A 19988-nucleotide genomic window follows, 5' to 3' on the forward strand; every position below is an offset into this window, starting at 1 on the left:
TTTCGCAGGTCGCCACCGGCACAATGGCGGAAGACACACGCGCAGGCCGAGTGAGGGCTTCATTAAGTAAGTTCCGGTAGATCGTGCAGGAATACCGACGAACTTCGCGGAAAGACCGTTTCTCCGATGCGCACCATCATCCTTCCGTTGCAGCGTCTGGTGTCGGATGTTGCCGGCAATGTCCTGCCGCTTGCCGCGATCGGAATGGTCGTGGCGGCGGCGATCGTCGGATCGGCGATCGATCTCAGCCGCAACTTCAAGGTGGAGAGCCAGCTTCAGGCGGCCTGCGACTCCGCCGTCCTGGCAGCCCGGCGCACGGTGGCCACGGAAGCCAATCCCGAGCCGCCGGTACACGGCCTTGCGCCTTCGGTTCACACGGTGGCGGACAATTACTTCCGCACCAATTTCAACGGCGTGCAGGGCACCGACACGACCGGTTTCGAGGTCACGTCGCCGGATAACGGCCAGACCGTGGAGGGCACCGCTTCCACCGTGCTCAACACCGTGGTGATGCGTCTGTTCGGCTTCAACAATTTCGCGCTTTCGGTGAAGTGCACCTCGTCGATGGGCATCGGCAATGCCGACGTCATGATGGTGCTGGATACGACCGGATCGATGGCGGAATCCCTGGGCGGCAGCACCCGCATCGCCGCGCTTCGTGCCGCGATGAAGAACTTCTACACCACGGTTTCGACCGCCACGCGGGAAACCAATGCGCGGGTGCGTTACGGCTTCGTGCCCTACAGCTCGACGGTGAACGTCGGGAAGCTGCTCAAGGATCTCAATCCCAGCTATCTGGCCGACAGCTGGAACTACCAGTCGCGCGTGCCGATTTTCGTCAATCTGTCGCAGGGCACCAAGACGGGTTCGAGCGAGAATTACGAGTACCCCGATCCGGCCTACACCACCTCGTCGGGCAGCAAATATAACTCGCAGAGCGCCTGCACCAAGGCCCTGCCATCCAACCAGACCGCTTATTCGAACTCCGGATCGTCGACGACCAGCCAGACAACCTCGGGCACTACTCCGAACATCACGGTCAACGTCGTGACCCGCCAGCCGCAGCAGATGCTGACGTACTATTGCGACGGCAGCAGGCGCTACACGCGGACTTACACGCGGACGAAGGTAACTACGGACAGCTACAAGGACGCCACCAATTCGACCAACGTCGCGGGATCGAAGTTCGATCACTGGGAATATCGCCAGGTCACCGGCGTGGACACCAGCACGTACAAGACCTTCGCCCGGACTCCCGTGCTCAACGGCAGCAACGGCGCTTCGGTGAACTACACCTGGGGCGGCTGCATCGAGGAGCGCAGCACGTCCAACACGGCTGACTTCTCCTATTCCACGATATCCGGCATGAGCCCGTCCTCCGCGCTTGACGTCGATATCGACAGTGCGCCGACCGGGGATGCGAAGACCAAGTGGGGCCCGCTCTGGCCGGAGATTTCCTATCGCCGCGCCGGCAGCAACTCCAGCACCTGGACCCGCAACACGACCACCGAAGGCGCCTCGGCGGGAACCTATTGCCCGGCGGAAGCCAAGCTCCTGGCCGAGATGAACCAGTCCAGCTTCAACACTTACGCCAATTCGCTCACGGCGGTCGGCGGCACTTATCTGGATATCGGCATGATCTGGGGCGGGCGGCTGCTCTCGCCGGACGGCATCTTCCAGGATGTCGTCAACGAGGCTCCCACCAATGGGGGCGAAGTGGCGCGGCATATCATCTTCATGACCGACGGTCAGATGGACACCTCCAACTACGTGCCGACCGCGTGGGGCATGGACTGGTGGGATTTGCGGGTGACGTCGAACGGATCGGAAGACACTGCCAACGCGCGGCACAACTCGCGTTTCCTGGCGGTCTGCGAAGCGATCAAGGCCAAGGGCATTCGCGTCTGGGTGATCGCCTTCACCTCCGGCATGTCCACCAACCTCAAGACCTGCGCCTCCGACGACAGCTCCTACATCGCCACCAACGCCACCGACCTGAACACCGCGTTTCAGGAAATCGCCAAGCAGGTGGGCGAGCTGAGGATCACCGAGTGATCATGGTCCGAGCGGTCGCAGGCCGGGCGAAGGAGGCGCTTCGGCGTGTCCGGGACGATCGGCGCGGGGTGACGGTCATCGAATTCGCAGTGGCGGGTCCGGTCCTGTTCATCCTGCTGATGGGCATCTTCGACCTTGGCCACATGGCCTATATCCGTGCCGTTCTTCAGGGCGCGGTACAGGAAGTGGCGCGCAACGGCACGCTGGAGGTTGCGCAGACGGAGGCTGGCGATGCCTATGTCCGCAAACTCGTACGCGGGGTGGCGCCGGGGGCGGAGGTGGAAGTCTCGCGATCGAGCTACTACGACTTCACCGATATCGCCCGCGCCGAATCCTGGAACGACAAGAACAACAACGGCATCTGCGACAACGGCGAAGCCTATACCGACGAGAACAAGAACAGCCGCTGGGATGCGGACATCGGCAAGAGCGGCAACGGCGGCGCCAACGACGTCGTCGTCTACACCGTCAAGGTCACTTATGCCCCGGTGTTCCCCGTTCCCGGCCTGACCAATTCCGGCACGCGGCGGACGATGACGGCAACTTCGGTGCGAAAGAACCAGCCCTACGCCACCCAGATGGCCTACGGCGCCGCCGCCGGGGTCTGCGAATGAGGCTTGCGGTTCCTCATCCGGGAAAGGTTCGCCGCTGCGTCGCCTTCCTGCGCGCCTTGCACGAGGACAGGGGTGGGGTTTCCTTCATCGAGCTGGCGCTCATGCTGCCCGTTCTGCTCACCCTCGGCCTCTACGGCACCGAGGTTGCCTTCATGGCGATGATCAACATGCAAGTGGGAGAGATCGCAACCTCCGTTGCCGACAATGCCTCACGTCTTGGCCAGACCGACAACAGTTCGGTCATGCCCACAGTGAAGGAGACGGACGTCGATTCGGTCATGTGGGGCGCCTTGAAGGAAGGCAGCAGCTACGATTTCGAGGATCGCGGCAAGGTCGTCCTGTCCAGCCTTGAGGTCGACCAGGAGACGGGGCGGCAATATATCCACTGGCAGCGCTGCCGGGGCAAGCTGGACCGCGATTCTGCCTATGGCGCAGCGATGGCGGGCAAGACCGGCGCCCTGCTCGACGGCATGGGCGCGGAAGACCACAAGATCCACGCCGTTGCCAATTCCGCGGTGATGTTCGTGGAAGTCTACTATCACTACCGGCCGCTGTTCGGGACCATGTTCGTGAACGAGACGGTGTTCAAGCAGGAGGCTGCCTACATGATCCGCGACGATCGCAGCCTCAATCCAACCGGGACGCCGGGCGGCGTGACAGGGGGCGGCGGCAAATCGCTGTGCACTTGAGGCCGCCGAGGCCCCAGATCCTTGCCGCAGCGGCCCGACCGATTTTCCATCGATGCCTCGGTGTTAATCCCGATGGATGGGTTCTGCGCACCCGATAGCATTGCCGTTCGCGACCGAGGAGTTGGCGATGCGTTGCGCAGTCACATTCATCGCGCTGGCCTGGTGCTGCACCGGCAGCATGGCGCAGGCGAACGAAGCCTACGTCGAGGCAACCGGCGGGGTGAGTTGGAGCGATGAGGCTACCGATGCGATCGGCGGTTTCGCGGTCGGCTACGATGTGGACGTGAGCGAAACGGTCTTCGTCGGCGTCGAAGCCACGGCCGAAAAGCTGCTGACCGGCGGCACCCGCGTGGCATGGGGTATCGGCGGCCGTGTCGGCGTGGAAGTCTTGCCGCGCAGCAAGGTGTTCGTCGGCACCAACTGGCAGTCGAAGGATTGCCGCGAGTGCGGAAACGCCATCGGTCTGGGAACCGGCTGGGAGCAGAACCTCACCGAGACGATCTACGCGAAGCTCGAATTCAAGCACCTCTTCGTCGAGGATGAGGGCGATGCCAACGTGGGCATCATCGGCTTGGGCGTGATGTTCTGATCGACGTGCGCAAGGCTTTGGCCTGCCTCTGAAAATTTCCTTCAAGCATTCCGGGGCGTTCTTCGGGGATATCCCCGATGTCGGCCGCATCGGCAGGGGGGTATTTCAAGGGCGGGTGGAGTTGGCGAGGTATCATGCACCCATCTGCACGCATCCGGTCGATCATGCTTCGTTCGACATCATTGGGCCGGCGCTCGCCCGCAGGCTACGCTTCCGTAATTCTGCCTGGCGCGGCGATTCTGATGAGCATCGCGTGCGCCGCCCCCCTGATGGCGCAGACGGTGAGCCTGCCCACCGGCGGCGTGTTCGTCGGCGGCTCGGGCACGATCGCGATATCCGGCACGACGATGACCATCGCCCAAGGCTCGGGCCGGGCGGTGATCGACTGGAGCGATTTCTCGATCGGCGCGGACCGCAAGGTGCAGATCGACAATGCAGCAGGCGCCACGCTCAACCGGGTGATGGGTGGACAGCTCTCCCGGATCGACGGCACGCTCTCGGCGACGGGCTCGGTCTACCTGATGAACCCGGCAGGGATGATCGTCGGACCGGGCGGCAAAGTGCTCACTGGTGGCAGCTTCGTGGGCACGACCCGCGCCATCGATTCCGCCGCCTTCATGGCGGGAGGCGCGGTTCGTGCTTCGGGTTCCTCCTTGGGGGCCATCGAGAACCAGGGCACCATTCGTTCCGGAGAGGGCAGCGTCGTGCTCATCGCCCGGTCGGTGGCGAACAGTGGGCTGATCAGTGCGCCGCATGGACGGGTGACGCTGGCGGCAGCGGACGACGTCCTGCTCGCCACGACCGACGGCAAGGCGGACGGCATCTACGTTTCCTACGGCGCAGGCGGCGGTGACATCAACCAGACCGGGCGCATAGAGGCCGCGGCGGTGGCGCTGAAGGCGGCCAACGGCAATATCTTCGCTCTGGCGGGCAATCGCGAGGGGCTGATCCAGGCGACCGGCACGGCGACGATCGACGGCCAGCTGTGGCTCACCGCGCCTTCGGGCTCGGTGGCCTTGGGCGGCACGCTTGCCGCAACCGGCGCGGACGGCAGCGGTGGCAAGGTCGTGGTGAACGGGGCGCAGGTCCATCTGGCGGGAACCGCCAATATCGATGCTTCGGGCACACGCGGCGGTGAAGTGCTGGTAGGTACCTCGGACTATGCCAGCGGCGCCGACATCGCGCAGGTTACGACGATAGCGGACGGCGCGAAGATATTGGCAGGCGGTCCCCAGGGGGCGGGGCGCATCGAGACGTCTGGCCGCCGGTTCGATCTGGGCGCGGCCACGATCGCGGCCGGTCTGGGCGGGCAATGGCTTGTCGATCCGGACGACATCCTTATCGATGCCGCCGCAGCCTCGACGATCGTCGGCGCCTTGAATCTGGGAACGGATGTCCTGCAAGAGACGACCTCGGGCGGCACCGGCGGTTTCGGGGACATTACCGTGGCCGCCCCGATCGTCTGGACCGGCAGCGGCGGACTGACGCTGGACGCGTTCCGCGATGTCGTCATCGACCAGCCCATCTCGGGCGGCGGCGCCCTCACGATCGACGCGCAGCGCGACGTTTCGGTCGCGGCGCCCGTTTCCGCCAGCCAGGTGGCCGCCTTCCTGCCAGGCACGCTGACGATCGGGGCGGGCGGGTCCATCGCCGCTTACGGCAACGTCGCTCTGGAAACAGGCACTTTCGTCAATGGCGCAGGTGCCGCCGCCGTTTCCTCCAGCGGCGCGAACTGGTTCATCGCTTCGAACGACCCGGCGAACGACAGCGACGGCGGCCTCACGCCCGATTACTATGCCTACGACTATGACAATGTGACCGGGCTTCCAGCGGCGGGGAACGGCCGGTTCTATCGCGTGGCGCCAAATGTGAGCTTCACCCTGGGAGCGGTGGTGAAGGACTATGACGGCACTACCGTCGCGGTTCTGGACGATACCAACACCGCCGTCACCGGCCTGATCAACGGCGACGACTGGACGCTGGACGGCACATATGCCGACAAGAACGCGGGCACCGGCATTGCCGTCACGGCCGACAATTTCGCGGCCACCCATGGCGGCATTCCCGTCTTCGGCTATGCCGTGGCGACGCCCAGCGTTACCGATACGGTCGGCACGATCAACCGGATGGCGCTGACGGCGGCGATCGTCGGCACGCCGACCAAGACCTACAACGCCACCACCGCCGTCTCGCTGACATCCGCCAACTTCGCGCTGACCGGCGTGGCTGCCGGGGAGACGATCACGCTCGGCGCCGCCGCTACCGCATCCTACGATGCACCGGATGCCGGGGCGCGGACCGTCTCGGCCACCTTCGCCCCCTCCAACTTCACGGCTGCCGGCACGGACCTGGCGAACTACATCCTTCCCACCAGCGGCACCGGCGCCGGGCTGATCGATCCGGCCTCGCTGATCATCAGCGGCCTAGTGGCCGACGACAAGGTCTACGACAGCACCACCGCGGCCGTGCTCGATACCTCCACCGCCTCCATCTTCGGCGTGGTCGGCAGCGACGACGTCTCGCTCGACTTTTCGGGCGCGACCGGCGTATTCGCGACCAAGAACGTCGGCAACGCGATCGCGGTGACGGCCACCGGGGTAACCTTGTCCGGAGCGGATGCGGGGAACTACCTCGTGTCGCAGCCCAGCGGCCTGGCCGCCAACATCACCCGCGCCCCGCTGACCGTTTCGGGGCTGACCGCCAACGACAAGGTCTATGACGGAACCTTGTTCGGCAGCGTCAATGCCGCTGGTCTCCAGGTGACGGGGCTGTTCGCCGGGGACGACATCACCGCCGTCGCGCAGCCCGGCGCCCAGATCACCTTCGCCACCAAGAACGTCGGTCAGAATATCCCGGTGACGATCACCGGCCTGGCCCTGAGCGGGGCCGATGCGGGCAACTACGACTTCGGTTTCTCCACCGGCCTGACGGCCGCGATCACCCCCCGGCCACTGACCGTCACCGGCAACGGCATGCCCAGCAAGATCTACGACGGCACCACCAATGCCTTCGTCAGCCAGTCGCAAGTCGGGCTGGGCAACGTGGTCGCCGGCGAATCCATCACGCTTTCGCAGGCATCGGCGCTCAACTACGAATCCAGGAACGTCGGTGTCTGGGATATCGATGTGGCGGTGACGACCTCGGACTATCGGGCCGGCCCCAACACGCTGCTGTCCAACTACAGCCTTCCGACCGTCGGCTTCATCCAGGGTGAAATCCTGCCGGCGCCGCTGAACATCGTCATCGTCGGCAATCCGACCAAGACTTATGACGGCAATGCCAATGCCTGGCTGGGACCGGCGAATTTCCACGTCGACGGCTTCGTGACCGGCGAGGGGGCCACGGTCACCCAGACCTCCGGGCAATATGCTTCCGCCAATGCCGGGATCTGGACCGTGTCCACCACGCTGAATGCAGGCGATTTCGCGCCCGATTCTGGCACGCTCATGTCGAACTACGTGATCCCTTCGCCGGTGACGGGGCTGGGCACAATCGTGCGGCGCAATCTCGGCCCCGGCGTGATCAACGTCGACATCACCGGCAATCCCACCAAGGTCTACGACGGCAATACCGTCGCCACGCTCGATCCCGCCGACTATATGCTGAGCGGCTTCATCCCCGGCGAAGGCGCGACGATCACCCAGACGGTCGGTGAGTACGGCAGCCCCAACGCGGGCCTCCAGGCGGTTACGGTCCAGCTTGCGTCCAGCGACTTCGACCCGTTCGCCAATACCAACCTGGACAACTACACCCTGCCCACGGAAGCGACCGGCATCGGCACGATCCTGCGCGCTCCACTGGCCGCCAGCATCATCGGCAACCCGACTCACGTCTACAACGGCACTACGCGCATCGGGTTGAACCCGGCCAATTTCCTGATTTCCGGCCTTGTGGCCGGGGAAAGCATGGCCGTCGTGCCCGGCAGCATCGGCGTCTACGACAGCCCCGACGCAGGCAGCCGCACGATCACGGCGGCCTTCGCATCGGCGGCTGCGTTTTCGCCCGGCGCGGGGACGCTGCTCACCAACTACGTCCTTCCCACCGAGGCCGCCGGGCCGGGCACGATCACGCCTGCTCCTCTCAATATCCTGGGCGTCTCCGCGCAGAACAAGGTCTATGACCGGACCACGGCGGCGCAGCTTTCCGGCACCGCGACGCTCTACGGCGTCGTTTCCGGTGACGACGTCACGCTGGACCCGGCCGCTTCCAGCGGCACGTTCGCCGCCGCCAACGTCGGCAACGGGATCGCGGTGACGGCGGCCGGCTATACGGTAAACGGCGCGGACGTGGGCAATTACACCCTGTTCCAGCCGACCGGCCTTGCGGCCAACATCACCCCGCGCGGACTGACGATCGCCAACCTCACCGCGCTGGACAAGTTCTACGACGGCACCACCGCTGCCACCCTGTCCGGCAGCGCGTCGCTTTCCGGCGTGCTTTCGGGAGACGACGTTTCGCTGGATCCGGCGGGCTCCTCGGCAGCTTTTCTTCAGGCGAACGTCGGTACCGACTTGCGGGTCAATGTCGGGGGCTACGGCATTTCCGGTGCGCAGGCCGGGAACTACACGCTCTCGCAACCGACCGGGCTGACGGCGGACATCAATCCGCTGGCGCTGAACGGCAGTATCATCGGCAATCCCACCAAGACCTACGACGGCACCGCCCAGGTCTCGCTGACAGCGGCGAACTATGCGCTGACCGGCTTCATCGCGGGCGAGGGCGGTGTGATCCGCCAAGCCGCCGGGGCTTCCTATGACAGCGCAAACGCGGGCGCCCGCACGGTAACCGCCAATCTCGTGGTCTCGGATTTCCTGGCCAACGCGGGAACGCTGCTGTCCAACTATGTCCTGCCCACCAGCATCTCCGGTCCGGGAACGATCACCCAGGCGCAATTGGCCGCCGTGATCGTGGGTAATCCCACCAAGGTCTACGACGCCACGACGGGGGCCAGCCTGACGAGCGCCAACTATTCGCTGAGCGGCTTCGTGGCGGGCGAAAGCGCGACGGTGACGCAAGGCCTGGGCGCCTACGACAGCAAGAATGTCGGCTCGCGCATCGTCACGGCCGTGCTGGGCTCGGGCGATTTCACGGCAGGGGCCGGAACCGTCCTTGGCAATTACCTGCTGCCCTCCAGCGCCACGGGCGCGGGCACGATCACGCAGGCGGCCTTGCAGGTCATCGGCGTTTCCGCGCTGGACAAGATCTACGACGGTACCACCACGGCCGCTCTCGACAGTTCGGCAGGCTCGCTGTCCGGGATTTTCGCGGGCGATGTGGTCACGCTGGTTTCCAGCGGCGCCGGCGGCCAGTTCGCCACCCGCAACGTCGGCATCGACATTCCAGTCACGGCAAGCGGCTATACCGCATCGGGCACCGATGCCGCGAACTACATCGTGTTGCAGCCCGTCGGCCTGGCCGCCGACATCATCCAGGCGACGATCCGGCTGGCTTCGGTCACCAAAGTCTATGACGCCTCCACGGCGGTTCCCACCGCGGGCAGTGCCTATGGCCTCGCAGGCGTCCTTTCCGGCGATACAGTGAACGTCGATGCCAGCGGTATTGCCGGCAACTATGCCGACAAGAACGTCGGCACCGGTAAATCGGTGACGCTGACGGGGCTGGCCATCACCGGCGCGGATGCGGGCAACTATACGATCGCGTCCAGCGTCACCAACGAGGCGATCGGCACGATCACGCCTGCCACGCTGAACGTGATCGGCGTGCTTGCGCTGGACAAGACCTACGACCAGAATTCCGTGGCGCAGCTGGACAACAGCGGCGTCGGGCTGAGCGGCGTCTTAATCAACGACGATGTCGTCCTCGACCCTACGGGAAGCACCGGCACCTTCATCGACACCTCCGGCAATCCGACCGCGAACGCCGGCAATTGGGCGGTGCGGACGAGCGGCTACACCGTGTCCGGCGCGGACGCAGGCAACTACACCCTGGTGCAGGCGCAAGGCCTCAGCGCGACGATCGATCCGCTCCAGATCTTCCTGACCTCCGTCATCAAGACTTATGACGGCACCCAGATCCTGCCCACGGCTTCGACCGGCTACGGCTTCAGCGGCGTGCTGGGGGGAGATACCGTGATCGCCGATACTTCGGGCGTTTCGGGCCAGTATAACGACAGCGCGAACGTGGGCACCGGGAAGCCGGTGACGGTGAACGACCTGCGCCTGACCGGGGTCAGCGCCGGCAACTACTTCGTCAGTGCCAGCGTGACCGGCAACATCGGCCAGATCACGGCCGCTCAGCTGACCGCCGCGATCGTCGGCACGCCGAACAAGATCTATGACGGCAGCAACATCGCCACGTTGGCACCGGGGAATTACCAGATCACCGGCTTCGTCGCCGGAGAGGGGGCCACGGTAACGCAGACCCTGGGCCTTTACGACAACGCCAACGCCGGTTCGCGTACCGTTACGGCAGGGCTGACCTCGGGAGACTTCACGGCCGATCCCGGCACGACGCTGTCGAACTATGTCCTGCCCATCAACGCCATCGGCGCGGGCAGGATCGCTCCCCGCCTGCTCACGATCACGGGCGTCCTTGCCAACAACAAGGTCTATGACGGCACCACGGCGGCCACACTCAACAGCAGCGCCGCTGTGCTCGTCAATGTCGTGTCCGGCGACACTGTCTCGCTCGACTCCTCGCTCGCCACCGGCACTTTCGCCAGCCGCAATGTCGGAACCGCCATTCCGGTGACGGCAAGCGGCTATGCGCTGGTCAACGACTTCGGCAACTACCTGCTTGAACAGCCGACCGGCCTCTTCGCCGATATTACCCAAGCCATCCTCCAGCTGGCGCAGGTAACCAAGGTCTACGACGCGAACACCGGCCTGCCCACGCTGTCTTCCGCCTATACTCTGGGCGGCGTGGTTACGGGCGACGATGTGAGCGTCGATGCCTCGGGCATCAGCGGAACTTATGCCGACAAGAACGTGGCCAGCGGCATCGACGTGACGCTGACCGGCCTGCTGCTCGCGGGAGGGGATGCGGCCAATTACAGCATTTCCGGCTCGGTACTGGCCCAGCCGATCGGCGAGATCACGCCGGCCACGCTCAACGTCGCGATCGTCAACGACCCGGCCAAGGTCTACGACGGCAACCTGAGCGCCGTGCTGGCTCCGGGGAACTACCAGATCACCGGCTTCGTCGGCGGCGAGGGCGCCTCGATCACCCAGAGCCAGGGTACTTACGACAGCGCCAATGCGGGGCCGCGCATCGTCACCGCCGCGCTGTCTTCGGGCAACTACGACGTGAACGTGGGCACCGATCTCGACAACTACGTGCTGGCGACCAGTGCCACCGGCGCCGGAACCATCACGCCAAAGGCCCTGCTGGCCGCCATCGTCAACGATCCCACCAAGACCTATGACGGCAATGCCGTCGCAACGCTGAACCCGGGGAACTTCCAGGTGACGGGCTTCGTGGGCAGCGAGAGCGCCACCGTCACCCAGACCGCCGGGACTTATGCCTCCGCCGATGCCGGTAGTCGGCTGGTGACGGCCGATCTCGGCTTCGGGGACTTCACGGCCGGTTCGGGAACGCTGCTGTCGAACTACATCCTGCCCGACAGCGCCACCGGCCTCGGCACGATCGATCAGGCTCAATTGACCGCGACGATCGTCGGCAACCCCACCAAGACTTATGACGGCAACCTGCGGGCCGCGCTGACGGGCGCCAATTACCAGCTCAGCGGCTTCGTCACCGGCGAAGGCGCGAGCGTGACGCAGGCTGCCGGCCTCTACGACAGCCCCAATGTCGGTGCGCGTACAGTGACATCCTTGCTCGGCAGCGCTGACTTCACGGCCAACAACGGCACTCTGTTGTCGAACTATGTCCTGCCCACGAGCGCCAGCGGCGCGGGCACGATCGGACAGGCACAACTGACCGCCGCGATCATCGGCAATCCAACCAAGACCTACGACGGCACCACGGCGGCGCTTCTGGGCGCCGGCAACTACCAGCTCACCGGCTTCGTCACGGGCGAAGGTGCCACCGTGACGCAGACCGCCGGTCTCTACGGCAGCGCCGATGCCGGTTCGCGGATCGTGGCCGCCTTGCTCGGTAGTGGCGATTTCACCGCCAATTCCGGCACTCTCCTGTCGAACTATGTCTTGCCGACCAGCGCCACCGGCCTCGGCACCATCGACCGCGCGGCGCTGACGGCGGCGATCGTCGGCAATCCGACCAAGACGTACGACGGCAATGCCGCGGCGCGGCTGACCAGCGGGTTCTACGCGCTCTCCGGCTTCGTCACCGGTGAAAGCGCGAGCGTCACGCAGAGCCTCGGCACTTACGACAGCCCCAATGCCGGTGCGCGCACGGTGACGGCCAGCCTTTCCGCAGGCAATTTCATCGCCGGGGCCGGAACCTCGCTCGACAACTATGTGCTGCCGACCAGCGCCACGGGGGCGGGGCTGATCCAGAAGGCCACGCTTTCGGCCTTCATCGTCGGCATCCCGACCAAGACCTACGATGCCACGACCGGCATCACCCTTTCGCCTGGAGACTACGACCTGATCGGGCTCGTTCCCGGTGAGGGCGTCACGGTGCTGCAAACCAGCGGTACGTTCGCTTCGCCGGATGCCGGTTTCCGCCAGATCACCGCAGCGCTCGGCGCCAGCGACTTCGCAGCGAGCGGCAGCACCTTGCTGGACAACTATCTCCTGCCGACGAGCGCCTCGGGCATCGGCCTGATCGACCGCGCGGTGCTGACGGCGGCGATCATCGGCAATCCGTCCAAGACCTACGACGGCAACGCGCAGGCTTCCCTGACAAGCGCCAACTATCGGCTGACGGGCTTCGTCGCAGGGCAGGGCGCCACCGTTACCGAAGCGATCGGCACCTACGACAGCGCCAATGCCGGTTCGCGCATCGTCACTGCCATGCTGGGCAGCGCGGATTTCGTGGCGGACAGCGGCACGTCGCTGCGAAACTACGTCCTGCCCGCCCGCGCCAGCGGCGCGGGCACGATCGGCCAGGCACAACTGACCGCCGCGATCATCGGCAATCCCACCAAGGCCTATGACGGCACCAACACCGCCGCGCTGACGCCAGGCAATTTCCTCCTGACCGGCTTCATCGGCAGCGAAAGCGCGAGCGTGACGCAGGCGCTGGGCAACTATGTCGACCGGAACGTGGGCATCCACCTCGTCACCGCGCTCCTCGGCTCGGGGGACTTCGCGGCGGGCAGCGGCACGGTGCTGTCGAACTATGCCCTGCCGACAAGCGCCAGCGGCCTCGGCACGATCGACCGCGCCGTGCTGACGGCGGCGATCGTCGGCAATCCGACCAGACCTTACGACGCTACCGACGCCGCGACCCTGACGAGTGCGAACTATGCCCTGACCGGCCTCGCGGCGGGCGAAAGCGCCACGGTCACGCAGGGCAGCGGCACTTATGCCGGGCTCAATGCGGGGATCTGGACGGTGACGGCGGCGCTCGATTCCACGGACTTCACCGCCGGCTCCAGCACTCTGCTGTCGAACTACATCCTTCCGACCGAGGCCTCCGGCCTTGGCACGATCGCGAAGGCCGTGTTGACGGCCGTGATCGTCGGCAATCCCGCCAAGACCTATGACGGCAACGCGCTCGCGGCGCTGACGCGCGCCAATTACCAGCTAACCGGCTTCGTCACCGGCGAAGGCGCGAGCGTGACGCAGACCGTCGGCCGCTACGATAGTCCCAATGCCGGTTCGCGCACCGTGACGGCCTCGCTCGGCAGCGGAGATTTCGCGGCGAACAGCGGCACCCTCCTGTCGAACTATGCCCTGCCGACCAGCGCCAGCGGTGCGGGCACGATCGGGCAGGCGGTTCTTTCCGCCGCGATCATCGGCAATCCGACCAGGAGCTATGACGGCACCACGGCGGCGATCCTGGCCAGCGGGAACTACCAACTCACCGGCTTCGTCGCGGGCGAAGGGGCAAGGGTGACGCAATCCCAAGGCCTCTACGACGGGCCCAATGCCGACACGCACCTGACCAGCGCGACGCTGGCGGAGAGCGACTTTGCCGCCAATAGCGGCACCCTCCTGTCGAATTATGCCCTGCCGACCAGCGCATCCGGCACCGGCACGATCGCGCGAGCGAACCTGACGGTGGCCATCACCGGCAATCCCACGAAGGACTGGGACCGCAACACCGATGCGGCGCTGGTGTCCGCCGATTACACGATAGCGGGTTTCGCGGCCGGGGAAGGGGCGATCGTAACGCAGGCCTTCGGCACTTACGCGGAGGCAGCGCCCGGTCGGCACGAGGTGACCGGGTTGCTTTCGCTGTCCGATTTCCTCGCCAATGCCGGAACCCTGCTGTCCAACTACAACCTGCCGGACAGTGCCGAGGGGCCGGGGACGATCGTACCGGGCTTCGACTGCATTTCCGCCGCCTCGTGCCTGCCCGATCCCCCGGATCTCGCCCGGTTCGCGGCAGGCGTCGCACCGCGGTTCTACGTGGTCTATCCCAGTATCTCGCCTCGCTATCAGGGGCACACGCAGGCATTCGCCGCGCTTCCCAGTATTCTCGATCCCGGCGGGATCGCGGTGACGCCGGAAGGCTGGCTGATCCGCAAGCGCAGCGCCGTGCTCAATTCGAGCGAGCAGATCCTGGCACGCGGTGGGGGCAGCACGGAGGTGCGCATCCGGTACGAGGCGCCCATCCCGACGATCGGCCTTGAAGGGGGACAATAATGCAATCGACGAATTCGCGCACCCGGGCCGCAAGGGCCTCCACGGCTCTTGCGGCTGCGCTGCTGTCCTTGGGCTTTCTTTCGAGTGGCGCTGCCGCGCAGGATTTCGAGCGGCGCCTGCCCAGGCAACCGCCCAATCCCGGAATTCCCGAAGTCCCGGTTCCGCCCGAGACCGTGCCCTCATCCAGCGATAATGCGCCGATCATTCCGGCCTTGCGCGGCCTGGTCTTCGTCAACGGGCCGGGCGCCTTGCAGCCTGCGGGCCTTGCCCCGGAAGCAGCGGGCAACGGCATCGCGGTGCGGGGCCTGCCGCTGCTCTCCGGCCCGGCCTTCGATGCGGCGGTGCGGCCCTATCTGGGGCGGGCGCTGGGTCGGGCCGATCTCGACGCCATCGTGCGCCTTGTGCAGGATACCTATCGCGCGCGCGAGCATCCCTTCGTCGATGTCGGGGTGCCGCCGCAGAACGTGCAGAGCGGCGTCGTCCAGGTGGTCGTCACCGAGTTCCGGGTGGGGGCGATCGAAGTCACCGGCAACCGCCATTTCTCCACCCGGCTGATCCGGGGAATGAGCGATCTCGGGCCCGGCGATGTGCTCACCCTGCCGCGCCTGCGTGAAGCGCTGGACGATTACAACCAGAACTCCTTCCTTACCGTGGACGGCGTGCTGCGCCCGGGGCACGGGACGGGCACCACCGATCTCGTGCTGGAAGCGCACGATCGGCTTCCGGTGCGCGTCTACGGCGGCTACGACAATCAGGGCATCGCCACGCTGGGGCGGGACGAATGGTTCGTAGGCTTCAACTGGGGCAATGTCCTGGGCACCGGGCAGATCCTGTCCTACCAGTTCACCCGTAGTTTCGAGGGGCGCTATACCTCGCACTCGGTCAGCGATGTCATTCCGATCTTGCCCAGCAACAAGCTGCTGATCTTCGGCGCCTATGCCGTCCAGAAGCCCCGCATCGACGAACTGTTCGACAGCAAGGGGCATTCCGGCCAGGCAAGCGCCCGCTTCGTCCACGATCTGCGAAACCGAGGCAATCTGAAGAGCAGCATCCAGTTCGGCATCGATTACAAGCGGGCCGACAGCAACCTCGAATTCCTGGGCTTCCGCGTGCTCGATACGGCCGTGGAAGTGTTCCAGTTGCCGATCGTCTTCACCGCTACCGTGGACGATCGGCTGGGCCAGACCGTGATCGAGAACCAGATGGTGTTCTCGCCCGGCGGGGTGACCAGGTACAACCACGATGCCGATCTCCAGCAGCTGGTGCCTTATGCCAAGTCGACTTATGCCTACGATCGCATCTCGCTGACCCGCACGACATGGCTTCCCCATGGAATGAGCTGGGTTCTGCGCGGAATGGCGCAGATAGCGACCAGCAATCTGCCCTATAGCGAGCAGCTTGCCGCCGGGGGCCTCGGCAGCGTGCGCGGCTACGATCCCAATACGGCGCTGGGCAGCGAGGGCTTCCTCCTCAAGACCGAGCTGAATTCGCCGGCTTTCCATCTGCTGGCGGACAGCGGCGGCTTCGCGGACCAGATGCAGCTGGGGGTTTTCGTCGATTACGGCAAGGTCTGGCAACGCCGCCGCTTTCCGGATTCGCCCAAGAACGCCGAACTGGTAAGCGTGGGCGGCAAGGTCCACTACACGCTTGGAGGCTACCTCGACGTGGAGGTGGATATCGGCAGGCAGTTGCAGAAGGCGCCCTTTGCGAAGGACCGCGACACGCGGCTGGCGGTGATGGCCACGGTGGGGTTCTGAGAATCTGTTCCAAATTCGCTGGAGGCGAATTTTGCTCTCACGGAGATGGCTTCACCGCGGTGCCCGAATCTTCGACGATTCCCGCGCGAAGATCGCGGGAGGCGACGAAACCGCGATGGCCAATAGGAATTCGGGAGTGTGTGACGCGCCAGGAACAGTTCGGCAGCTCCTGCGGCACGTCACGGGCCTTGGATAGCCGATCTTCGGATCGAGACTATCAGGACTCTCCCGAGGAAGACTCCGGCGATACCCTGACGGGATGGCGAGACAGCGGCCTGCTGCCGTTCCCCGAATAGAGGATCAATTCCCGGCGATCTCCGCACTAATCCCGATGGGGTCGGGCAGTGTCCGGATCGATAGTCGCGGGGATTTCCACGGGAGACACCTTATGGCACGTTCCGGTTCACGCGGCCCCAGATTGAAGTCGGCGCTTTGGGCGGCGGCGCTTTTCCTGCCTTTTGCCGCCGGTCCTGCCCTTACGGTTCCTGCCTTCGCGCAAGCGGCCGAGGACGGTTCGAACCCAATAGACCCCGCGGCCATGAAGGCGATGGATGCGATGAGCGCGTACCTGCTCACGCTCGGCACGTTCCGCGTCACCGGCGAGGCGACGACCGAGCAAGTGCTGGTCACCGGGCAGAAGATCCAGTTCGGCGGCACTTTCGACATCCTCGCGCGGCGGCCGAACGCCTTCAAGATCGTCACCAATTCCGACATCCAGAACCGCGAGATGTACTACGACGGCAAGACCTTCACGATCTTCTCCCCGCGCTCTGGTTACTATGCCGATTTTCCGGCGGCTTCCTCGATCGGGCTGACCATCGACAAGGCCCGGCGCGACTACGGCGTCGAACTGCCGCTGGCTGATCTGTTCACCTGGGGGACCGACCAGACCATGCGTTCGCGCGTGCGTGAGGCCATGGTGGTGCGGCCAGAGACGATCGGCGACCGCAAGTGCATGCATCTCGCCTTCCGGCAGGAGAAGGTGGACTGGCAGATCTGGATCGAGGAGGGCGCCCGTCCGCTGCCCTGCAAGATGGTGATCACCAACAAGGACGATCCCGCCATGCCGCAATATACCGCAGTGCTGCGCTGGGACACGCAGGCGACGGCCACGGCCGCCGACCTTGCGTTCACGCCCCCGCCCGATGCGAAGCGTATCAAGATGGCCAGTCTTGGCGGCGGCGACGTGGGCAATGGCAAGAATGCCGCAAGCACCACTGCAAACGAGGGAGAATGACGATGAGCACGCCCGTTCGCAAAACGACGGCCCTTGTGGCGGTTCTCGCCTGCGCCTGCGCCTGCGTACAGGTACTGCCCGGCCCGGTGCTGGCCCTTTCCGTGTCGGAACGGCCTTCCGCGCCGGAGCTGGTCCGTAGCGGACCGCAGGACGCCGCGATGGCGCAGGGCGGCAATGCCAGGCGGCCCGCCGGTGGCGGTCAGCGCGCCCGGCCTTCCGGCGGTGGTGCCCGCGCCAGTGGAGCACATGCCGCAGGGGCCCATGCCGGAGGGGGAAGGCCGCAAGTGCGTGCGGGAGCGTCCACCAACGTCAATCACAACGTCGATCGCAATCGCAACGTGAACCGCAATGTCGATCGCAACGTCAATGTGAACGTCCACAACGACTATCACGGCGGCTATCACGACGATTGGGATGACTGGGACGATCACTGGCATCCCGTTGCGACGATGGCCGTTGCCGCGACCACGGCGGCGGTGGTCGGCTCGATCGTGCGCAGCGTGCCGCCAAGCTGCACGACCACGGTGGTCAACGGCGTCAGCTACTCGCAATGCGGCAGTACCTGGTATCAGCCGCAGTATGTCGGTTCCTCTGTGCAGTACGTGGTGGTGAATCCTCAGCGCTGAAGCGTGACCGAATGAAAGAGGCGGCGGTCCCGGAAGGGACCGCCGCCTCTTTCGTGCGCTGGTTCGGAACGAGGCCTGGAGCAACACGGCGGTGCCGTATAGCCTGTAGCGCACCCGGCCGTCCCGGCGTTCCTTGTCGATGCCCAGGCGATAGTCGACCTAGCGATAGGCCACCCCGAACGGTTGCTCCCGGACGGTGAAAATGGACTTCGATCGGCGGCGAAAGAGTCGATCTCTAGAAGTATTCCAAAAGGATATGGCGGGCGCCTGTTAGCGCGTATTGGGGTTGCTATCGGGCAAACCTTACTCCTGAGGCGCTGCGGCCGCGGGGGTACGCCAGCGGTCGTAGGCGGCGCGGGGCTCGGAATGCATCGACCTGCTCAGCAATTCCATCGGGTACTGCGATTCCCGGATGCCACCGACGGCCGGACGGTCGATGTCGATGATCAGCATGAGCGACATGATCACCAGGACATGCATGACGCAGGCGAGGTGAAAGCTCGAGCGCGAGCGCACGGTGTAGCCGATGATGGCGGCGGCGACGAGGACGTAGACGATCAGCACCCAGAAGACTTCTTCCGGAACATGCGCCATGCGGCCGGTCTTCCGCGAGGTGTCGAGGTCGATCACGACATTGATCGAAGAGACGAAGGCGCTGGACATGTCCAGACCCTTGATGCTGTCGAATCCCGCCAGCGTCGCCGCCCAGATGTCGTTGACGGTCAGGTCGTTGTCGGCCAGCCGCTGGCGGCGATCTTCGGGTGTTTCCGCTCCCGCCAGAACCACGCGGTTATCCGTGTATCGGACCAGCAGCGCGCTTACCCGCTCGCGATGCGGCTGGGGCAGGACCTGAGCCTGGAGATAGGCCGTGCCGATGGCGTTCGCCTCTTCCAGCACCAGCGCACGGCGGGTCTCGAAACGGTCGATGGCCAGCGCGAAAGTGAAGCCCAGCAGCAGTGCCAGCAGGCCCAGCACGGCAGGAACGATCGCGCCGTTGACGTCGTCCTCGTCGAGGCTATCCGCGGCGCGCGCTTTCGTCGTGGCTTTGATCCCGACCCGCATGCCGGCCCAGGTAATGCCGATCACGATGATCAGAAGGATCAGCCCCAGCAGGACGATGGGCAGGGCGGCGAGAGGGCTGGATACGTCCATATGCGCGTCTCCTTCAGGCTTCAGCGAGGCTTGCGCGTCCGGTTTCAGCCGCTTCCGCGCGGCGCTCCGTGCGCTCGCGAACGCCTTCCATGTCGCGGTCGAGGAAGTAGTTGAGCATGGTCCGCAAGGCGGCGATGGCGGCCAGCTTGCCGATATCGTTCCAGGTGGGGGCGATCGTCGTCTCGACGATGTCGGCCGCGAGCTGGAACGACAGGCCCGCAACCAGCCAGCGGCCGAGCGAGAGCCAGACCGGGCCTAGCTTCTCCTCGTCGCCCTTGAACAGCAGCAGGCGCGTCAGGCCGATGGCGCCCTGGATCGAGCCGATCGCGATTGCGAGCATCCCGAGCAGGTTGATGCCGAGCGCGATATGTTCAGCCAGGGTATGCAGCAGTTTTTCCATCGGCTGGCCCCTTTCGGCTTAAAGCGTCTGGAAAGATGTCGCGCGCGCGCCGGTCTTTGCCCATCCGGGAAATCCCCGGCAACAACCCGGGCAGTTCTGCATCGGCGCCACGGGCAATCAGGGCTCAACGATATTGTTCCGAACCGCATAGAGCACGAGTTCGGCGGTCGTC

9 protein-coding genes and 2 pseudogenes are annotated in these 19988 nt (G+C 65.2%); 9 read left to right on the top strand and 2 right to left on the bottom strand.

What is annotated here, in order from left to right:
* Positions 1-126 precede the first annotated feature (126 nt).
* The 9 genes and pseudogenes from RT424_RS20800 (at position 127) to RT424_RS20835 (ending at position 18264) form a co-directional block, all read left to right on the top strand.
* Positions 127-2055 (top strand): pilus assembly protein TadG-related protein, encoded by a 1929-nt coding sequence (locus tag RT424_RS20800; protein WP_313442145.1) that lies wholly within the window; start codon positions 127-129, stop codon positions 2053-2055.
* Positions 2056-2057: 2 nt separating this feature from the next.
* The gene (locus RT424_RS20805; protein WP_313442163.1) at positions 2058-2669 is read left to right on the top strand and encodes a pilus assembly protein; all 612 of its coding nucleotides are present in this window, start codon (positions 2058-2060) and stop codon (positions 2667-2669) included.
* A complete protein-coding gene (locus RT424_RS20810) occupies positions 2666-3358 on the top strand; it encodes a pilus assembly protein TadE (RefSeq protein WP_313442147.1) in 693 nt (230 codons plus the stop codon). Before RT424_RS20805 ends, RT424_RS20810 begins: the two co-directional genes overlap by 4 nt.
* Positions 3359-3485: 127 nt before the next feature.
* Entirely contained in the window at positions 3486-3947 is a 462-nt protein-coding gene (locus RT424_RS20815; protein WP_313442149.1) for a hypothetical protein, read from the top strand.
* Between the two features lie 269 nt (positions 3948-4216).
* Positions 4217-8470: pseudogene (locus RT424_RS24575) on the top strand (beta strand repeat-containing protein); the annotation flags it as partial.
* A gap of 93 nt (positions 8471-8563) precedes the next feature.
* Positions 8564-14644: pseudogene (locus RT424_RS24580) on the top strand (beta strand repeat-containing protein); the annotation flags it as partial.
* Positions 14644-16401, top strand: a complete 1758-nt coding sequence (locus RT424_RS20825) for a ShlB/FhaC/HecB family hemolysin secretion/activation protein (RefSeq protein WP_313442153.1) — start codon at positions 14644-14646, stop codon at positions 16399-16401. The pseudogene RT424_RS24580 and the gene RT424_RS20825, both read left to right, overlap by 1 nt.
* 388 nt (positions 16402-16789) lie before the next feature.
* Positions 16790-17638, top strand: a complete 849-nt coding sequence (locus RT424_RS20830) for a DUF2092 domain-containing protein (protein WP_313442155.1) — start codon at positions 16790-16792, stop codon at positions 17636-17638.
* 2 nt (positions 17639-17640) lie between these two features.
* Positions 17641-18264 (top strand): hypothetical protein, encoded by a 624-nt coding sequence (locus RT424_RS20835; protein WP_313442157.1) that lies wholly within the window; start codon positions 17641-17643, stop codon positions 18262-18264.
* A 303-nt stretch (positions 18265-18567) separates the two neighbouring features.
* On the opposite strand, the gene RT424_RS20840 is transcribed toward RT424_RS20835, so the two are convergent.
* Together RT424_RS20840 and RT424_RS20845 are read right to left on the bottom strand one after the other, a co-directional pair.
* Positions 18568-19416 (bottom strand): hypothetical protein, encoded by an 849-nt coding sequence (locus RT424_RS20840; RefSeq protein ID WP_313442159.1) that lies wholly within the window; start codon positions 19414-19416, stop codon positions 18568-18570.
* 13 nt (positions 19417-19429) lie between these two features.
* A complete protein-coding gene (locus RT424_RS20845; protein WP_313442161.1) occupies positions 19430-19816 on the bottom strand; it encodes a DUF1622 domain-containing protein in 387 nt (128 codons plus the stop codon).
* Between the last annotated feature and the right edge of the window lie 172 nt (positions 19817-19988).

The sequence above is a fragment of the Novosphingobium sp. genome, assembly GCF_032093395.1.
Taxonomy (GTDB): Bacteria; Pseudomonadota; Alphaproteobacteria; order Sphingomonadales; family Sphingomonadaceae; genus Novosphingobium.

Coding starts and splice junctions, on each gene's coding strand:
- RT424_RS20800 (WP_313442145.1), top strand. CDS start 127: ATGCGCACCATCATCCTTCCGTTGCAGCGTCTGGTGTCGGATGTTGCC.
- RT424_RS20805 (WP_313442163.1), top strand. CDS start 2,058: ATGGTCCGAGCGGTCGCAGGCCGGGCGAAGGAGGCGCTTCGGCGTGTC.
- RT424_RS20810 (WP_313442147.1), top strand. CDS start 2,666: ATGAGGCTTGCGGTTCCTCATCCGGGAAAGGTTCGCCGCTGCGTCGCC.
- RT424_RS20815 (WP_313442149.1), top strand. CDS start 3,486: ATGCGTTGCGCAGTCACATTCATCGCGCTGGCCTGGTGCTGCACCGGC.
- RT424_RS20825 (WP_313442153.1), top strand. CDS start 14,644: ATGCAATCGACGAATTCGCGCACCCGGGCCGCAAGGGCCTCCACGGCT.
- RT424_RS20830 (WP_313442155.1), top strand. CDS start 16,790: ATGGCACGTTCCGGTTCACGCGGCCCCAGATTGAAGTCGGCGCTTTGG.
- RT424_RS20835 (WP_313442157.1), top strand. CDS start 17,641: ATGAGCACGCCCGTTCGCAAAACGACGGCCCTTGTGGCGGTTCTCGCC.
- RT424_RS20840 (WP_313442159.1), bottom strand. CDS start 19,416: ATGGACGTATCCAGCCCTCTCGCCGCCCTGCCCATCGTCCTGCTGGGG.
- RT424_RS20845 (WP_313442161.1), bottom strand. CDS start 19,816: ATGGAAAAACTGCTGCATACCCTGGCTGAACATATCGCGCTCGGCATC.